The sequence below is a fragment of the Pseudogemmobacter sp. TB195 genome (assembly GCF_058313095.1).
In genome coordinates this window covers 23,858-40,102 of the sequence record NZ_JBZEGG010000010.1, presented here as the reverse complement: position 1 = coordinate 40,102, position 16,245 = coordinate 23,858, and the positions used below count along the sequence as shown (strand labels likewise).

14 protein-coding genes are annotated in these 16,245 nt (G+C 62.1%); all 14 read right to left on the bottom strand.

Annotation, left to right across the window (positions count from 1 at the left end):
- Window positions 1–5 precede the first annotated feature (5 nt).
- A complete protein-coding gene (locus AC4FS3_RS11705; protein ID WP_491020711.1) occupies window positions 6–1,421 on the bottom strand; it encodes an amidohydrolase family protein in 1,416 nt (471 codons plus the stop codon).
- Window positions 1,422–1,579: 158 nt separating this feature from the next.
- Entirely contained in the window at window positions 1,580–2,557 is a 978-nt protein-coding gene (locus tag AC4FS3_RS11700) for a LysR family transcriptional regulator (protein WP_491020710.1), read from the bottom strand.
- 357 nt (window positions 2,558–2,914) lie between these two features.
- Window positions 2,915–4,732, bottom strand: a complete 1,818-nt coding sequence (locus AC4FS3_RS11695; protein WP_491020709.1) for a TRAP transporter permease — start codon at window positions 4,730–4,732, stop codon at window positions 2,915–2,917.
- A 121-nt stretch (window positions 4,733–4,853) separates the two neighbouring features.
- Window positions 4,854–5,174 carry a TAXI family TRAP transporter solute-binding subunit gene (locus tag AC4FS3_RS11690; RefSeq protein ID WP_491020708.1) on the bottom strand — a complete coding sequence of 107 codons (321 nt, stop codon included), beginning with the start codon at window positions 5,172–5,174 and terminating at the stop codon, window positions 4,854–4,856.
- Window positions 5,175–5,698: 524 nt separating this feature from the next.
- Window positions 5,699–6,295 carry a dihydroxyacetone kinase subunit L gene (locus AC4FS3_RS11685; RefSeq protein ID WP_491020707.1) on the bottom strand — a complete coding sequence of 199 codons (597 nt, stop codon included), beginning with the start codon at window positions 6,293–6,295 and terminating at the stop codon, window positions 5,699–5,701.
- A complete protein-coding gene (locus AC4FS3_RS11680) occupies window positions 6,292–7,290 on the bottom strand; it encodes a dihydroxyacetone kinase subunit DhaK (protein WP_491020706.1) in 999 nt (332 codons plus the stop codon). Before AC4FS3_RS11680 ends, AC4FS3_RS11685 begins: the two co-directional genes overlap by 4 nt.
- 41 nt (window positions 7,291–7,331) lie before the next feature.
- A complete protein-coding gene (locus tag AC4FS3_RS11675) occupies window positions 7,332–8,375 on the bottom strand; it encodes an ABC transporter permease (RefSeq protein ID WP_491020705.1) in 1,044 nt (347 codons plus the stop codon).
- Window positions 8,372–9,889, bottom strand: coding sequence for a sugar ABC transporter ATP-binding protein (locus AC4FS3_RS11670; protein ID WP_491020704.1), 1,518 nt, complete (start codon window positions 9,887–9,889; stop codon window positions 8,372–8,374). The genes AC4FS3_RS11675 and AC4FS3_RS11670 overlap by 4 nt, the downstream gene beginning before the upstream one ends.
- Before the next feature lie 65 nt (window positions 9,890–9,954).
- Window positions 9,955–10,944 carry an autoinducer 2 ABC transporter substrate-binding protein gene (locus tag AC4FS3_RS11665; protein WP_491020703.1) on the bottom strand — a complete coding sequence of 330 codons (990 nt, stop codon included), beginning with the start codon at window positions 10,942–10,944 and terminating at the stop codon, window positions 9,955–9,957.
- A 27-nt stretch (window positions 10,945–10,971) separates the two neighbouring features.
- Window positions 10,972–12,468: an FGGY-family carbohydrate kinase gene (locus AC4FS3_RS11660; RefSeq protein ID WP_491020702.1), complete on the bottom strand. Its 1,497-nt coding sequence runs from the start codon at window positions 12,466–12,468 to the stop codon at window positions 10,972–10,974.
- Window positions 12,468–13,574, bottom strand: a complete 1,107-nt coding sequence (locus AC4FS3_RS11655) for a M20/M25/M40 family metallo-hydrolase (RefSeq protein WP_491020701.1) — start codon at window positions 13,572–13,574, stop codon at window positions 12,468–12,470. Before AC4FS3_RS11655 ends, AC4FS3_RS11660 begins: the two co-directional genes overlap by 1 nt.
- The gene (locus AC4FS3_RS11650) at window positions 13,571–14,551 is read right to left on the bottom strand and encodes an ABC transporter permease (RefSeq protein ID WP_491020700.1); all 981 of its coding nucleotides are present in this window, start codon (window positions 14,549–14,551) and stop codon (window positions 13,571–13,573) included. Before AC4FS3_RS11650 ends, AC4FS3_RS11655 begins: the two co-directional genes overlap by 4 nt.
- Window positions 14,552–14,581: 30 nt before the next feature.
- Window positions 14,582–14,806, bottom strand: coding sequence for a hypothetical protein (locus AC4FS3_RS11645; protein WP_491020699.1), 225 nt, complete (start codon window positions 14,804–14,806; stop codon window positions 14,582–14,584).
- Window positions 14,807–15,530: 724 nt separating this feature from the next.
- Window positions 15,531–16,220, bottom strand: a complete 690-nt coding sequence (locus AC4FS3_RS11640; RefSeq protein WP_491020698.1) for a GntR family transcriptional regulator — start codon at window positions 16,218–16,220, stop codon at window positions 15,531–15,533.
- Between the last annotated feature and the right edge of the window lie 25 nt (window positions 16,221–16,245).

Below are 16,245 nucleotides of genomic sequence, written 5' to 3'. Positions count from 1 at the left end.
TATCCTCAGCTCAGGCCGGTATTCTGCGGCGGGTCGGCCTGCCATCGCGGTTTCATATCGAGGCGCTCCAGCATCCGCAGATGCGAACGCCGCGCCTCGTCATAGGCTTTCGCGGCGTCGACCAGTTGCGGATGACCGTCCGCCCAGACAAGGACGCCGTTGACGATCACCCTGTCGACCGATTTCGAGCCGCAATTATAGACCAGCGACTGCACAGGATCAGACCAGGGATGCGCCTCGGGCAGATCGGTGCTGCGGATGACGATATCGGCGTATTTTCCCGGCTCCAGCGAGCCAAGATCGGCTGCCATTCCCACCGCTTTCGCACCGCCGATGGTGGCCAGTTCCAGCACATCCATCGCGGTCATCTGCTGGCCGTCGCCCTTGGCGCGGGTGCCCAGAAGCGCGACAAGCCCCTGAAACCCGACATCATAGCGGCAGCCGGAGGCAACGCCGTCGCTGGCGAGCGAGACATTGGCACCGTGGCGGCGCAGATCGAGATGCCTTGCATGTTTTGCCGCCTGCGCGCCCAGATTCATCGATGTCACCGGGCACCAGACCGCCGTCACGCCGGCTTCTGCCGCCAGCTTCGCCTCATCGGGATCGAGATCATTCATATGGCTGAACGTCATATTCTCGCCCAGCAAACCGTGATCGGCATAATGGCAGATCGCCCGTTTCCCCAGGCGCGCGGCATCGGCCCCGGCATCATGATGGTCAAAGGACTGATGCATGGTCAGGATCGCGCCATTTGCATCCGCCACCGACTTTGCCGCCTGAAGCAGTTCGTCCGAGGCCGAACCCAGCCCGAAAACCACGACACAGCCGCGGATCAGCGGCTCTTTCACCGCCGTATTGCGCTTCAGCTCGCCACCCAGCAGATCAAGGCTGCGGTCAAGATCGCGCGCGGCGCGCGACATGTCGTAAATGCCATCGCTGATCGGCAGATCCCACAGGAACGGATCCCCGATAAAGCCCCTGATGCCAAGCTCAGCGGCAGCTTCGGCAGCGGCATCGGCATATTTCAGCGTTCCGGCCTCAAGAAAGCAGGTCGTGCCATTCGAGAGCATTTCGAGGCAGTTGAGCATGGTCGCCGCGCGCTCATCGGCAAGATCAGAGAGATCCCACCACCGGCGCAGCACATTCATCATCGTGCCGGTTTCCAGCGTATCCGGCAGCGCGCCCCGGGCCGTGTTCATGAAATGCACATGGGTGTCGATGAAGCCGGGGTGAACCGTGCCGCCCTTGGCGTCGATCACCTGATCCGCGCGGTAGCGGGCAAGGAGCTCCGCCTCTGGCCCGACATCAACGATACGCCCGCCACTGATCGCGATCGCCCCGTTGGGCAGGCAGCGCCGCCCGGCATCCATGGTGATCACAAAGCCGTTGCGGATCAGACTATCGACAGGCAGCCGCTCCATGACATAGGCTCCGCTAAGGCTGTTACCTCTGGCACCCCTCAGGCAGGCGCGCCGGTTCTCCTCAAGCATAAAGGGTCAGCCGGTTCGCTCAAATACTTATTACGACTTTGTTGATAGATATTTCGTATCAATAGCGCCAGGGGAGGAGCCGGCCCTGATCAGATAATCCCTGCCGGCAGTTTTGCGGTATGGGTCGGGGCCGCCCTGCCGGGGCTTCCGCCCGGAGGTTTTCCGGTACTGACAGAACCTGTGCGGGCAAGGGCCCGGCCTGGCGCCTGATCACGGATCGCATCGATGATTGACATGACGGCCGGGCTGCTGGCGGCCGCCTCAGGGAAAACCGCGTGCAACGTGCTGACGGCCGTCAGATCCGGCGGGCAAAGGACCGCGACCCCTCTCGTTACGGCGGCCACGCTTTCCGGGACAAGGCTGTACCCGCAACCGGCCGATACCAGCGCGACCATTGTCAGGGTGGAGCCCACGACCTGCGACACCTCGGGCGAGAATCCGGCGGTCATGCAGGCCCCCATGACGGCATCGAAATAGCCCGGTCCGATATCGCGGGAAAAGAAGACAAAAGGCTCGACGGCCAGATCTGCCAGCCGCAGCGTCGGATCGCCGACCCGGGGATGATCTTCGGCCAGCACAAGGACGAGACGGTCAACGGACACCTCTTCCGTCACAAAACCAGGCGCACGCCAAGGGCCCCGGATCAGGGCGATATCCAGTTCGCCTTCCAGCAGCATCTCGCCCTGGCGCACCGAATTCGCCTCGGTCAGACGAAGCTCGGTTTCGGGCCAGGCCTCGCGGAAGACTTTCAGGATCCCCGGCAGCAACACCGAGGACGAGCTGACAAAGCCGAGGCGGAGCGTCTCGCCTTCGGCACGCTGCACGGCCCCGAAAGCGATCTCGGCGGCCTTGAGCGCGCGCCGCGCATGGGGAAGGAGCCGGCGCCCTGCAGGGGTCAGCCTGACCCCTTTTGTGTCACGGTTGAACAGTGCCTGCCCGACATAATCCTCAAGCTGGCGGATCTGCTGGGACAAGGGCGGCTGCGAGATATGAAGCTTTTGCGCTGCATTGCGGAAATGCAGCTCCTCCGCGACGGCGACGAAATATCTAAGCTGACGCAGATCCATATTTCATCAACTCCCTTGCGGCAGAATATGAGATGGGCGGGGACGCGGAATTCCAGGCTGCCCCGGTGAAGGCGCTGACTATAGGGCCGGATCCGGGCGCCAGCCACCTGGGGTCCCGGAACCATGTTCTCTTCTTCTTCGCTTGCATAGCGTTAACCTGCTAAAGGTTGCCAGCATCGCAAAACTGGACACGATCTGACCGGAACAGTTGCGCCGGTGACAGATTTCTCATGCAGCGCGCCGCCCGCACTGAAGGGCGCGGTCACTGACGATACCTTTCCCCGAAATCCCACCCGCAAGCGCCCTGCAGGCCGCTTGCGGGTGGGAAGACAGGTTCTGGCCTGCGCCCCTGACGCCTCAGGCCGGCAGGCTGCCGCTGTGCCGGCGGAGCATCGGGCGCAGCAGGATCGGCACGAAGATCGCCGTGCCGATGAGGGTGGTGACGATCTCGGGGGCGACCAGCAGGACGGCGGCGATCGCGAGGAGCCAGCGCTCCCACACATAAAGCCGGTCGGTCAGATAATCCGAGAAGGCCGCCGAAAGCGCGATGATCCCCAGGGCACAGCCATAGACCGCAAGGGTGAATTCCGACCATGAAAAGTTCTGCACCATGATCAGATAGTTCGCCGTGGTGGGAACGCCGGTCCCCATCACGATACAGACGATTGCGGTCAGCAAAAGCGTCAGCAACAGGGTCAGGCCCTCGGGTGTTATGATACCAAAGGGGGTCCAGGCAGACAGCGATCCGGCCCATTCGCCAGCGGTCTGGGTGACGATACAGGCCACCTTGAACGACACACCCGTCAGGGTGAAGACGCCGATAATGATGCCGACCGTGGCTGCCGCCGCCCCCACCGCCAGCGCATATTTCGCGCCGACCACAAAGGCCGCGAAGACATCGGCAATCGTCATCCGGTTGCGCGGATTGACGAGACCGATGATGATGGAGAACGTGATCCCCCAAAAGGCGGCAAGGTAAGGCGTATTGCCGTTCATCAGCACGCCGACCAGCACGAAGAACGGGAAAAGCGTCGGCCAGTTGCGCCTGAGGATCGACCATATTTTCGGCATCTCATCCCGGCTCAGCCCGCGCAGGCCCTGACGTTTGGCCTCGAAATGAACCTGCATCAGCACGCCGAAAAAATGCATGAAGGCCGGCACCAGGGCCGCGATCATGATATGGGTATAGGGGATGCCGAGGAATTCGATCATCAGGAAGGCGGCGGCCCCCATGATCGGCGGCGTGATCTGCCCGCCGGTTGAGGCGGCGGCCTCGACTGCGGCGGCAAAGTGGCGCTGATAGCCGACCCGCACCATGGCGGGAATGGTCAGCGCGCCGGTTGTGACCGCATTGGCAATCGACGAGCCGGTGATCGTTCCCATCATCGCCGATGAGAGCTCCGCGACCTTGGCAGGCCCGCCGGCATAGCGCCCGGCAATCGAGGTGGCGGCATCGATGAACAGCTGGCCAAGCCCCATCCGGGTCGCCAGCACCCCGAACAGCACGAAATGGAAAACATAGGTCGCCACCACGCCCACTGGCATGCCGTAAATGCCCTGGCTCGTCAGATAGAGGTGGTTCACCAGCGCCGACCAGCTTGCGCCGGGATGGACCAGCATCCCGGGCATCTGGCGGCCGAAAATCGCGTACAGGATCATGAGCGCGGCAATGACCGGCAACGGCCACCCCATCGAGCGGCGGGTCGCCTCAAGCAGCACGACGATCAGCGTGGTGCCCATGACCAGATCCAGCATCGAGGGATTGCCGACCCGAAAGGCCAGCTCCGGGAAGACCCAGGGCACATAAAGTGTCGAGACGGCAGCGGCCGCCATCATCACCCAGTCGTAAATCGGAATTCCCGCCGGGCGCCAGAGACTGGAGCGGTGCAGCCGGTCGTCGGCTCGCCGGGCGGCAAACACCAGAAAGATCAGCGCCAGCACGAAAGACATATGGATGGCGCGATGCGTCACCTCGCGCATCAGGCCAAAGCCGGCGGTGTAATAATGAAACGCCGAAAGACTGAAAAGGGCTACAGCCGCCAGGCCGCCTGCGAATGTCCCCAGCTCGCGAAACCGCACTTCGGGGTCGAATTTCTCTTCCAGCGCGCGGGCTTCTGCCTCGTCAGGCCGGATGTCGCGGGGCTCTGCCGCCCCTGGTCTGTGCGGATCGCTCATCGGAACACTTTCTGTTCTGGAGGTTGGCACGGAAAGACGAAAGCACGGCAGGTCGCGGCGCCGCGAGCAGAGGGGGCGGGGGTCTAACCACCCCGCCCCAGGCTTCGTCTTTCAGGGCAGATCACTCAGCGGCGGGGATCCCGAGGCCTGCCTCGCGGTAGAACCTTTCGGCGCCCGGATGCAGCGGAATGCCAACGCCATCCAGCGCATGGTCCAGCACGATTTCCCTGCCTTTGGCGTGACACGCGTCCAGCAGCGCCCGCGAGTTCTTGTTCCAGACCGCTTTGGTGATCTCATAGATCAGGTCGTCGGGCTGCGAGGCACCAATGCCAAGGCAATTGTCACCACGGCTCGCCAGCCCGGGATGCGCTTTGAGCCTGCGAAAACCGACCGGCAGCAGGCCCGTGCTATGCTGTGCCGCGCCAGGGAACGCCTTGCGCACCAAAGAACCGAACTCTTAAATACGGTGCGCGTCGTTCTTTATGAATTCGGCTTTGTGGTTCCGGCAGGCCTCAGGCACAGCGGTCGTGTGAACGCTGTTCTTGATACAGGTGAAGCAGCGGTCGCTCGGTGCGTGAGCGGAGAATTCCCAGATCTTCTGCGACACACTGCAGAACAAACGGCCCGTACTGACCGGAGAGCCGGCCGGCTTTCCGGTGGTGCCGAGGCGGCGAAGCATCTGCAGGCCGTGCCGGGGCAAGGCCCAATCACCGCCCTGGCATTCGAGGCCTTCGCAGCGGACATGAAGGCTTTTCGTCGGGCCGCGACTGCGCGGCCTGGCTGGAACGATCACGCCTCCCGCAAGCTTCCAGGCCGGCGAGAATGCTGGCAAGAAAGCCGCGCGTTCTGGTCGCAATTTCCGTGGCCCATAAAATGGCGCGCGCCATTTGAGCCATAATGACGAAACAACAGGACTACGGAATCCCTGCTGCCGCTACGGCCTGATCCGGGCGCCTCGCTCCGGACCTAAGCGGGATGCAAGCCTTCAAGGATCCGCTGAAATGCCAGCTGGCCGGGATCGGCAAGTCCGACCGAACGCTCTCCAAACATGCGGGCCCGGCCGAGAAGACAGGGTCGGGACCGAAATGCCTCGACGACCTCGCCTGCGCTGGCGGTTGCGACGCGCGCCATCTGCTCCGGTGGCACCCCGACAAGCGATCTCGCCACTGCGTCGAGACTGTCAAGCACCGTCTTGTCACCCAGATTGCCCTTACCGCGCGCCATCATCGCGTCCCGCCCCCCTCCGACGAGGGCCGGTATCCGGGCGGGGTCAAGGCTGTCAGTGCCTTTCAGCTCCCTCGCTGCCGACATAAAGCCAGTTGCAATCAGCGTGCCATAGGAGGAGGACGACACCCGCTGAAAGGCCTTTGCCACTTCCAGAAGTGCCAGACCGAAATCAGCCGGGAGATCGATCCGCGCCGCCTCGGCAAATCCATTGGCGACGGTGATCCCCAGATCGCCGTCGCCAAGTGCGCCATCGGCGCGGCAAAGCTCATCCGAAAAACCGGCGGTATAGGCTGCCACCCGCTCCAGCCCCGCTTTCAGATCGGCAACCGTAATCATGCGACGCTCCAGAAGGCACAATGCGCCGGCGCCTTCAGCCAGCGCTCCAGATCCGCGTCCAGTTTAAGAACCGTCAGTGTCAGGCCGGTCATCTCCATCGAGGTGGCGTAACGCCCGATCAGCAGCCCGGCTACAGTCACCCCGATAGCGTCGAGCCTGGCCCTGAGACGGCGGTAAAGGATGTAAAGCTCCTCCTGCGGGGTCGCACCCAGCGAATTGACCAGAACCGCGATGCGCGCCCCCGCTTCAAGCGGCTGATCAGAAACCAGCTGGTCCAGCATCTCATCGGCGATCTCGTCGGCGGTTTTGATGGCCGAGCGGTAAATACCGCGCTCGCCATGGATGCCCATGCCCATTTCCATCTCATTCTCGCCCAGCTCGAAAGTGGGTTTGCCATGCTGCGGAATGATGCAGGGCGTCAGCGCCATGCCGATCGACACGAGATTATCGGCGGCCTTTTGTGCAGCGGCGGTCACGCCGGCGAGGTCAAGCCCTTCATCCGCAGCGGCTCCGGCGATCTTGAAGGCGAAGACCATGCCTCCGACACCACGGCGCTTTGCAGCCTCGCGCCTCGGGGCCGAAACCACGTCATCGGTCAGAAGAACGGTCGATGTGGAAATGTCATTCTCCAGGTCGACCATCTCGCAGGCCATGTCGAAGTTCATCACATCGCCACCGTAATTTCCGTAAAGACACAGCACCCCTTTGCCGCGATCGGCAAGCCGGATCGCCTCGGCCATCTGTTCCGCCGAAGGGCTGGCGAAGACATCGCCGACCGCGCAGGCTGAAAGAAACCCCTCGCCGACATAGCCGGTGAAAACCGGCAGATGGCCCGAGCCCCCCCCGGAGACGATACCGACCTGGCCCTCGGCCGCGCCGCCGGCGCGCGCCACCACCCGGCGCGACGGCTGGGCATAGATGTCCGGATGGGCGAGGATCATGCCCTCAAGCATTTCATCAACGTAATGCGCGGGCTGGTTCAGGATCTTCTTCATCGTGGCGTCCTCCCGGGGTCTGTGGTTCTGGTTTTTCTGCGTCACGCCCGGCTGCGGCTGCTGCGCGCCTGCCAGCGCTCCATCGCGATGGGCAGTGCTGTGCCGATGATGATCAGGGCGCCGACCACCACTTTCTGCCAATAGGATGGCACACCCACCATCAGAAGGCTGGTATTGATCATGGTGATGACCAGAACACCCAGCATCGTACCGATCACCGTGCCGTAGCCGCCCGTGATCCGCGCGCCACCTAACACGACAGCTGCGATGACATTCAGTTCCTGCCCGACCAGATCGAAAGGGTTCGCCATACGGGCCAGCGTCATATGGGTTATTCCGGCAATTCCGGCAATTGCCCCTGCCATCACGAAGACAGCAACCTTGACCCCGGCCACATTGATCCCAAGACGCCGCGCGCCTTCCTCTGAACCGCCGATCGCATAGACCTTGCGGCCAAATATTGTGAATCGCAGAATAAGCCCGACCAGAACCGACACAGCTGCAAGGGCCCAGAAGGCCTTTGGCAGCGAGACCATCTGGCCCATCTCATTCTCTATCCGCACAATATTCGATCGTGCAAAGCTGACCACTTCGCGCGGCATATTGGTGACATAGACTGTGCCAAGGAAGGTCAGAAGCGCACCGCGGATCAGGCTCATGGTGCCCAGCGTCACAATCAGCGTGTTCAGCCCGAACCCGCCAACCAGAGTTCCGTTTATCAGGCCGAGCAGCGCCCCGATCAGCGCCCCCATCGCAAACCAGGCCCAGATCGACAGGCCGGGATCAATGGCCATGATAAGTTTTGCGGTTGCATACATCGCAAAGGCACCGATGGCCGTGCACGAGACGTCAATCCCCCCGGCGCAGAGCACCAGCATCACCCCGATGGCGAAAATTCCGGTCACCAGCCCGTTGCGGGTGATGTCGATCAGCGTGGCTGCGGAAAAAAAGGCCGGGTTCAGGGCGCCCAGAAACAGCGCCAGAGCCAGCGCCATTGCCATGACCACGCCCTGGGGTGAGCGCAGGGTTCGGGTCAGAATGCCTGTCATATTGCCCATCAGTTTTCCTGCCGGATCAGCGGTCATGCGGCGCTCTCTCCTTGCGGATGATCGGCGGTGACGGCGGCATAGATTGCGTCTTCAGTGACGGATTCAGCGTCGAAAGCGGCGGTCAGGCGGCCACCGGTCATGACCCTGATACGGTCGGACAGCGCCATTGCCTCGTAAATGTCATCGGTGACAACCAGAACCGCACAGCCCTGACGCGAAAGCGCCAGCACCAGTTCATGGATGGCCCGTTTCGAGCCGACATCGACGCCGACAGTTGGCCCGTTCAGGATCAATAGCTTCGGGTCGGTTTCCATCCAGCGTGCCAGAACCACCTTCTGGGCATTGCCGCCCGAAAGGGTCGAAATATTCGGTCCCGGCCCGGGCGCGCGGACCGAGAGGCGCCGGATCGCATTGCTTGTGCGCACTGCCATGGATCTGAGGCTGAGGAACGGGCCGCGCAGGTCACGCTCCATGGTTGCGACGCCGAAATTATCCCGGATCGGCTGGTCGGCGAACAGGGCCTCGGTCAGCCGGTCTTCGGGAACATAGGCGATACCGCGCGCCATGGCATCTTGCGCGGAGCGCAGGCGGATCACCCCGGATGCGTCCTCAATCGTGCCACTGTCGGGCTGCAACAGGCCAAACAGTGACAGGGCCAGCGGCGTGCGCCCCGAGCCGAGCAGGCCTACAATCGAGGTGATCTCGCCAGGATGCAGATCAAGATCCACACCCTCATAATCGCCCCGACGCGTCAGACCGCGCAGCCGCAGAACCGGGTCCGCTGCAGCGACCGGGCTCCGCGCCAGGCGCTGGCTGTCGATGGGACGCCCCGACATCGCTTCGATAAGACCCGCTGGCCGGAATGCCGTGATTGGCCCCGCGACAACCGCCTTGCCGTCGCGCAGCACCGTGACCGTATCGCAGACCGCGAAAACCTCTTCGATCTTGTGGGATACGAAAAGAAAGGCAACGCCATCGGCCTTCAGCTGGCGCACGATCCCGAACAGCTGCGCCACTTCGGCCCGGGTCAGGGCGGTGGTCGGCTCGTCCATCACGATGATGCGCGCTTCGTTTGCCAGGGCGCGGGCAATGGCCACGACCTGTTTTTCGGCCACGGGAATTTCTTCCAGCACCCGGTCGGGATCAAGGCTGACCCCCATCCGCGCCAGCACCTCCAGCGCCAGTGCCCTGCTACCGCGCGCCGAATAGACCCTTGCCCCAGACGAGAGCGCTGACAGGAAAGAGATGTTTTCATGGACTGTCAGATTGGGCAGCAGCGAGAAATCCTGCCAGATCACCGAAAGACCCATCGCAATCGCCGCGCGCGCGCCTTTTGGTGCGCGCTTGCCGTCGAACAACACCTCGCCCGCATCGGCGGCAATGACCCCCGAGAGGATCTTGATCAGGGTTGATTTGCCCGACCCGTTCTCGCCGGCAAGACAGCGCACCTCACCCGGCCAGAGCGTGAAGCCGACCCCTTCCAGCACCGGGATTGGCCCATAGGCCTTGGCAAGGTTTCGCAGGTCCAGCAGGGGAACGGGTGAGGGCATGGAAATATCCCGAAGAGCTCAGCGCGTGCCCTGCCCGGACCAAACCGGGCAGGGCCTGAAACGGATCAGAAGTTGTAATCGCCCATATTCGCCGAGGTCACATCTTCCCAGGCCTGGCCATAGATCACATGGCCATCGACCTTAACGTCATTATAGCCCGGGATCCCCAGGTCATCGCCGGTTTTGACCGCCTGCCCCTCGATCGCCATCACCGCCAGCTTGTTCATCGCCTCGCCGGCCTTGGCCGGATCCCAGAATGAAATCATGCTGATGGTGCCCGCCTCGAGATAGGGGCCGGAGACCGACACCAGCGAGGTGCCGACTATGGTCACCTTGCCTTCAAGCCCGGCTTCCTCAACTGCGAGGGCGGCGCCAACAACATCCTCACCGGCCGACCCCTGGATGCCCTTGAGGTTCGGATAGGTGCGCAACAGTTCCTTGGTTTTGGCATAAGCGGTCTGCTGCTGTTCGTTCGATTCCACCTTGCCGCCAACCAGCGTCATTTTCGGATAATGGGCCTCCTGATAGGCGATGGCGGCATCGACCCATTCATTATGGGTTTTTGCGGTCAGATGGCCGACAAACACGGCATATTCGCCTTCCTCGCCCATACCTTCGGCCAGCGCCTTCATCAGATGCTCGCCATAAGCGCCATTGTCGAAGGCCTCGATATCCCAGGTGACATTCTGCAGCGAGGAAGCCTCATGGCCGATCACCTTGATCCCGGCATCAAGCGCCTTTTTCAGGACCGGCTCCAGCGCCTCGGGCGAATTCGGCACCACGGTGATTGCGTCAACGCCGCGCGCGATCAGATCCTCGATCATCTGAACCTGCAACGCGGCGTCGGCCGAAACCGGGCCAATCGTGGTGGCATTATGGCCAGAAGCTTCTTTGAAGCCGGCCACGCCCTCGGCCATGCGGTTGAACCAGGCGATGCCTTCCAGCTTCACCACGGTCACGATCTCATAGCTTTTGGTTTCGGCCAGCGCCGGGCCGGCGAGGCATGTCGCGCCAAGCGCCAGCGCCAGAGCGCCTTTGCGGATGGAAAAACTCATATCGTCCTCCTCTGTTTTGTTTATTTTTCAGTTTTTGCCACCGGCCAGCAGCGGCCGGGTGCTGTGGTAAAGGCTTTGGAAACGCGCTGCTCCCTCTTGGTAAAGCTGTGCCAGATCAGGATCTGGTGTCAGCGCGCGCGCGCTCGGGTTCCAGCGCGTGATATCGCGGGGAGCGACCATGCCGACCCCGACCGCCGCGAGAAAGGCATCGCCATAAGCCGCGCCGGTCGAGCGGGCGCGGATCGTCTGCTCCCGTCCCGTGATATCCGAGATCCCCTGCGCCCAGATCGAATTGCGGGTGCCGCCCCCCACCGCAATCACCTCGGTGATGCGCGCACCTGCCGCCTTATAGGTATCGAGGATCTGGGCGATGCCATAGCCAACCCCCTCCAGCAGGGCCCGATAGAGATCACCGCGCTGATGTGAGAGGTCGAGGCCGAAAATAACCCCTTTCGCCGCTGCATCATGGATCGGAGTACGCTCTCCCGAGAAATAGGGCAGCATCACCAGGCCCCGCGCGCCGGGAGGTGAGGCTGCCGCCTCGGCGCTGAGCAACTCAAAAACCTCTGTCTCGGGCAAATCGCGGGCGAACTGGCTGACAAACCAGCGCGTGAGCGTGCCCGCAGTGGCGGTTCCCGACATCAGCGCGTGCTGGCCCGGGAAAAGCCAGGGCGCATACCAGAGTCGCGGGTCGGCAATTCTTTCGCCAGTGACAAGGATCAGGAACATTGACGACCCATACATGAGCATCATCTGACCGGAATCCTGAACGCCCACAGAGACCGCCTCGGCGGCGGCGTCGATTGTTCCCGCGATCACCGGCGTGCCTTCGGCAAGGCCCGTCAGCTGCGCGGCCTCAGAAGAGATATGTCCGGCGATATCGGTGGCCCAGGTCAGTGCGGGCAAAAGCGCGGCCGGCGCGATCAGATCATCGTAATCACGCGTCCAGGACTGGCTTTCGATGTCGTAATAGGGGTGATAGCTGGAGGCGGAATAATGGTCGATCACCACTTTCCCCGTCAGCCGGAACACGAGCCAGGTGGTCGAATTCATGATGTATTTCGTGCGCGCGAAAATCTCGGGCCGGTTGCGTTTCAGCCAGAGCATCTTGGGCCCGACCGATTGCGAGGTCAGACCATTGCCGGTGCGCCGCAACAGCGTTTCGACGCCGATTTCCGCTGTCAGCTCTGCGATCTCCCGGCTGGCGCGGGTGTCGACGCCGTAAAGCACGCCATTCATCAGCGCCTGGCCTGCCGCATCGACCGGCAGCATGCAGGGTCCGATCCCCGAGATGCCGACCGCGGCAATCTCTTTCGGATCAATGCCACTTTTTGCCAGCAACTCCCGCGTCAGCGTGACAAAGCCCTGCCACCAGTCGGCCTCGGCATCATGTTCGGCATAGCCCGGCTCGGGGACCTGCATGTCATGGCGACGCGCAGCCTCGGCCATCACCCGCCCTGTCTCATCGACAAGGCATCCTTTCGCCTCATAGGTGCCGATATCAATGCCGAGCGTATAGCGCATCAGGTCACCAGATCACGGTCGAGACTGAAATCACCTGCCATGCGCGCAATGGCCGCACTGACCAGCCGGGTCAGTTGTGCAAGGTCACGCAAGTCGCACAATTCCAGCGAAGTATGGGTGTAGCGACAGGGAAAACACATATCGATACAGGCGACGCCGGTGCCGACCAGCTGCACATAAGAGCTGTCGGTAAGAGCGCCGGTATGTGCGGTGCGCTGCAGGGGGATACCTTCGGCGGCGGCGGTCTCATCCATCAGTTTCGGAAGCGCCGGATGGGGGATAGTGCCATTCAGCGTGCCCCGCCCGTGAAAGGAATACAGCGCCATTGCCGGGCCACCGCCCAGGACGACCTCTCCGCGGCTGGTCATGTCCGGCGTGTCCGAGTTCAACGCGAGGTCAATCTGAATCGCCACATCGGGCCGCAGCCCCTGGGCTGCCACCATCGCGCCACGGAGGTTGAATTCTTCCAGCACCGCAAAGACGAAATGCACCGTCGGGCGCTGAGCAGCCGGCAGTTCCGCCAGGGCCGCCGCCGCCGCCATCACCACCGCGCAGCCTGCGCGATCGTCAATCCAGGTGCCCGCTACGCGGTGCTCGTTCAGATGCACCACCCGGGGCGTATACACCACCGGCGTGCCGATCCGGATCCCAAGCGCCTCGACAGCGCCCGCACTTTCGGCGCCGATATCGATGAAAAGATCCGCATAGGGCGTGACCTTGTATTTCTCATCTGCCGGGGTCGCGTGGTGCGATTTATTGGCGATGATGCCATGCACATCGCGCCCCTCACCCACGCAGAACGTGACCAGCTGCGCCGGAAGCGCTTTCTCGGGAATACCGCCAAGCCGCTCGATGCGGATCAGCCCGTTCGCTTCAATTTTACGGGTCACGAAACCAAGGCTGTCCATATGGGTAAACAGCATCACCGAAGGTGCGGTGTCGGCGCCAGGCAGCGTACAGATCAGATTGCCCAGCATATCGACCGAGACCTGCAATGGCAGATGCGCAAACTGCCTTGTGATATGGCGCCGGACCCGATCCTCATGCCCGGCGAGGCCCGGGATCAGCATCAGCGCTTCGAGTGACTGGCGAAGAGAGTCGATCATATCCGTTTTTTCCGCATGAAAAGAGGGCCGAGGCCCAGATTGCCGGCCATCCAGCGCCCCAGCATCACCGCAACCAGCAGGCCGCCGTAGAAGAGGTCGCGCGAATAGGCGCTGAAGGCCATAAAGTTCAGACCGCTTGAGATCAGCTGCAATGTCAGCACCGCCAGCACCACTCCGATCACGGTGCCACGGCCGCCATTGGGATCCACCCCGGCCAGCACATTGATCAGGATCACAAGCAGCAGATAAGAGCTGCCGTAATCGGGATTGGCCGAGCTGACCCGCGCCAGCACCACCAGCCCGGCGAGAGCCGCGATACCGCCGCAGATTGCATAGGTCCGCACAAGGGTTGTCGTCTCGGAAATGCCGGCAAAGCGGGCGGCAGTTGCATTGGCACCGTAAAGCCTGCCACGCAGTCCAAGCCGCGTCCGCGCCAGCACAAGTCCCAGCACCAGGGCCACGCCTGCGAAGATGACCAGCGGCAGCGGCAGGATCCCGAAGACCGACCATGTCCCCAAAGTGGCATACCAGCCCGGCAGCCCCGTCAGCGACGGGCCGCCCGTTATGACGATAGCGATGCCGCCAAACAGCTGCATGGTGCCCAGTGTTGCAAGGATCGCGGGCAGCCTGAGCCATGAGATCAGGAGCCCATTGGCCGCACCGCAGCACAGCCCCGCGAGGATCGTTACCGGAATCGCGACTGACGCCGCAACACCGCCTTCACGCAGCAAGACCGCGCAGATCACCGCGCTCAGATTGGCGACTGCCACGACAGAAAGGTCGATCCCCCCGGCAACCATCGCGGGCAGAATTGCCAGTGCCAGCAGCCCGAATTCCGGGAACTGGAACCCCATCGACGAGAGATTGTTGAAGGAAAGATACCCCGGCGCCGCCAGTGACAACGCGACGAAAATCCCGACCGCCAGCGCTGCGAGGCCGTAAAGATAGCTGGTTGTCGTATCGCGTCTTACGTCCATCGTCTCTCCCCGGTACGGTCTGCCCGAACGTCAGCCCAGGCTGGCTCTCACAATCCTCATGAACTCCTTTTCACGGTCCGGATCGACGGCATTGACATCTGCGGCCTGCAAAGCCTCCGTATCGCAGGCGACCGCCTCGACGATCCCCTTTGTCAGCGCCGCCTCATCATAAAGCCGGGTCCCCGGCAAAGGGTTCAGCTGGACCATGGCAGTCACCTGTTTCGTGCCGGGAAACAATTCTGCGAAGTTTGACATAGCTGCCCTCATGGCAATCTGAACATGCCGCGAAAATTGCGCCCCGGGCAAACCTGCCCTGCCTCTCTCTCGATGATAATCCCCCTGCAACCCTGTTTGCGGGTCTGGAGAAAAGGCTAATGGATGGGTTCGACAAGCGTCAACAGGATTCGAACACAATCGAAAAAGAATTCTGTGCGGACACCTGTAACTATCAGAGATTTTCGGTGAATTCTGCCGGGACCCTCATAGCAATCTGCATAAAAGTCTTCATATATTAATGATTTTGCTTAGGAAAATGATTTATGGACGAAGTCGCGACAGCCGGGAGGCCTCCTGCAACCATCAAACATTATCGAACATATCAAACAAAGTGCCCCGGCCGATAAGTCTGAAATTCCACCGGACCCTGCGCCTATGCCCTGGTCAGAGGTTATGAATGTGATGAACAAACGGCGACACCGTGGGCCAGCGCCACCGGGGGAGGTCGCAGGCCATGCTTTGCCCCCTGAACTGCGGTGGCACGGTCCCGGGATCGCAAAGCGCCGAAAGACCCCGGCCCATCGAAACGATCATTTGAAGCGATCTGTTCGGCTCGATCAGCGTTAGGGATGCTGACAATCCCGCCTGATTGAAACATGGAGAGTTTTGTTGCGAAGGCAGACCCTGCCGTCGCCAATGTAACGGGCTGCCCAAATTTCCGCCCCGCCCCTGGAACCGGCAACCCGCTAAGGCGAAGACCGGCTCAGGGCCGGCCTTTCGGGCCACCGGTATCCTCGGCATAGATCAGATGGGTTGCCAGAACTTCGGCGGCGTCCCCAATATCCTTCACCAGCGCTGCGGCGATCGCGTCGCGGTCCCGCCTGCGCAGTGCCGAGATCATCTGGCCATGTTCCTCATTGGCAATGACATGGAAGCGCCCTTCATCCGCGAGGCGGTTCAGCCAGGGGCCGGTCCGCAACCAGCACAGCCCGATCATCTGCTGAAGGAATGGCTGCTTCGCGCTCTCGTAGATCAGGAAATGGAAGCTCTGATTATCCGCCAGATAGTCGGAAAAACGGCCCTCGGCGATTGAGGCGAACATGCGTTCGTTCAACACTTCCAGCTTTGTGCACAGCTCTGCACTGGCATGGGACAGCGCGGCCTCACCGGCCAGCGGTTCCAGCCGCAGGCGGATCGCGGTGATCTCGGCAAACCGGGCACGCGTCATGACCGGCACCTGCACCGTACGGTTGGCGGCAAGTTCCAGCGCCCCTTCAGCGATCAGGCGCTGCAGGGCTTCCCGGACCGGAGTGGCCGAAATGCCGAGGCTCGCCCCCAGACCACGGATGGTCACCGATTGTCCGGGGGTGAAGCGGCCCATAAGAAGCGCATTGCGCAAAGCCGAATAGGCCTGCTCGTGCAAGGGTTCGGCGGTCAGTTGGGCAAAATCCATAATGCTGTCTTTCAGGCACTTTGAC

Coding starts and splice junctions, on each gene's coding strand:
- AC4FS3_RS11705 (WP_491020711.1), bottom strand. CDS start 1,421: ATGGAGCGGCTGCCTGTCGATAGTCTGATCCGCAACGGCTTTGTGATC.
- AC4FS3_RS11700 (WP_491020710.1), bottom strand. CDS start 2,557: ATGGATCTGCGTCAGCTTAGATATTTCGTCGCCGTCGCGGAGGAGCTG.
- AC4FS3_RS11695 (WP_491020709.1), bottom strand. CDS start 4,732: ATGAGCGATCCGCACAGACCAGGGGCGGCAGAGCCCCGCGACATCCGG.
- AC4FS3_RS11685 (WP_491020707.1), bottom strand. CDS start 6,295: ATGATTACGGTTGCCGATCTGAAAGCGGGGCTGGAGCGGGTGGCAGCC.
- AC4FS3_RS11680 (WP_491020706.1), bottom strand. CDS start 7,290: ATGAAGAAGATCCTGAACCAGCCCGCGCATTACGTTGATGAAATGCTT.
- AC4FS3_RS11675 (WP_491020705.1), bottom strand. CDS start 8,375: ATGACCGCTGATCCGGCAGGAAAACTGATGGGCAATATGACAGGCATT.
- AC4FS3_RS11670 (WP_491020704.1), bottom strand. CDS start 9,889: ATGCCCTCACCCGTTCCCCTGCTGGACCTGCGAAACCTTGCCAAGGCC.
- AC4FS3_RS11665 (WP_491020703.1), bottom strand. CDS start 10,944: ATGAGTTTTTCCATCCGCAAAGGCGCTCTGGCGCTGGCGCTTGGCGCG.
- AC4FS3_RS11660 (WP_491020702.1), bottom strand. CDS start 12,468: ATGCGCTATACGCTCGGCATTGATATCGGCACCTATGAGGCGAAAGGA.
- AC4FS3_RS11655 (WP_491020701.1), bottom strand. CDS start 13,574: ATGATCGACTCTCTTCGCCAGTCACTCGAAGCGCTGATGCTGATCCCG.
- AC4FS3_RS11650 (WP_491020700.1), bottom strand. CDS start 14,551: ATGGACGTAAGACGCGATACGACAACCAGCTATCTTTACGGCCTCGCA.
- AC4FS3_RS11645 (WP_491020699.1), bottom strand. CDS start 14,806: ATGTCAAACTTCGCAGAATTGTTTCCCGGCACGAAACAGGTGACTGCC.
- AC4FS3_RS11640 (WP_491020698.1), bottom strand. CDS start 16,220: ATGGATTTTGCCCAACTGACCGCCGAACCCTTGCACGAGCAGGCCTAT.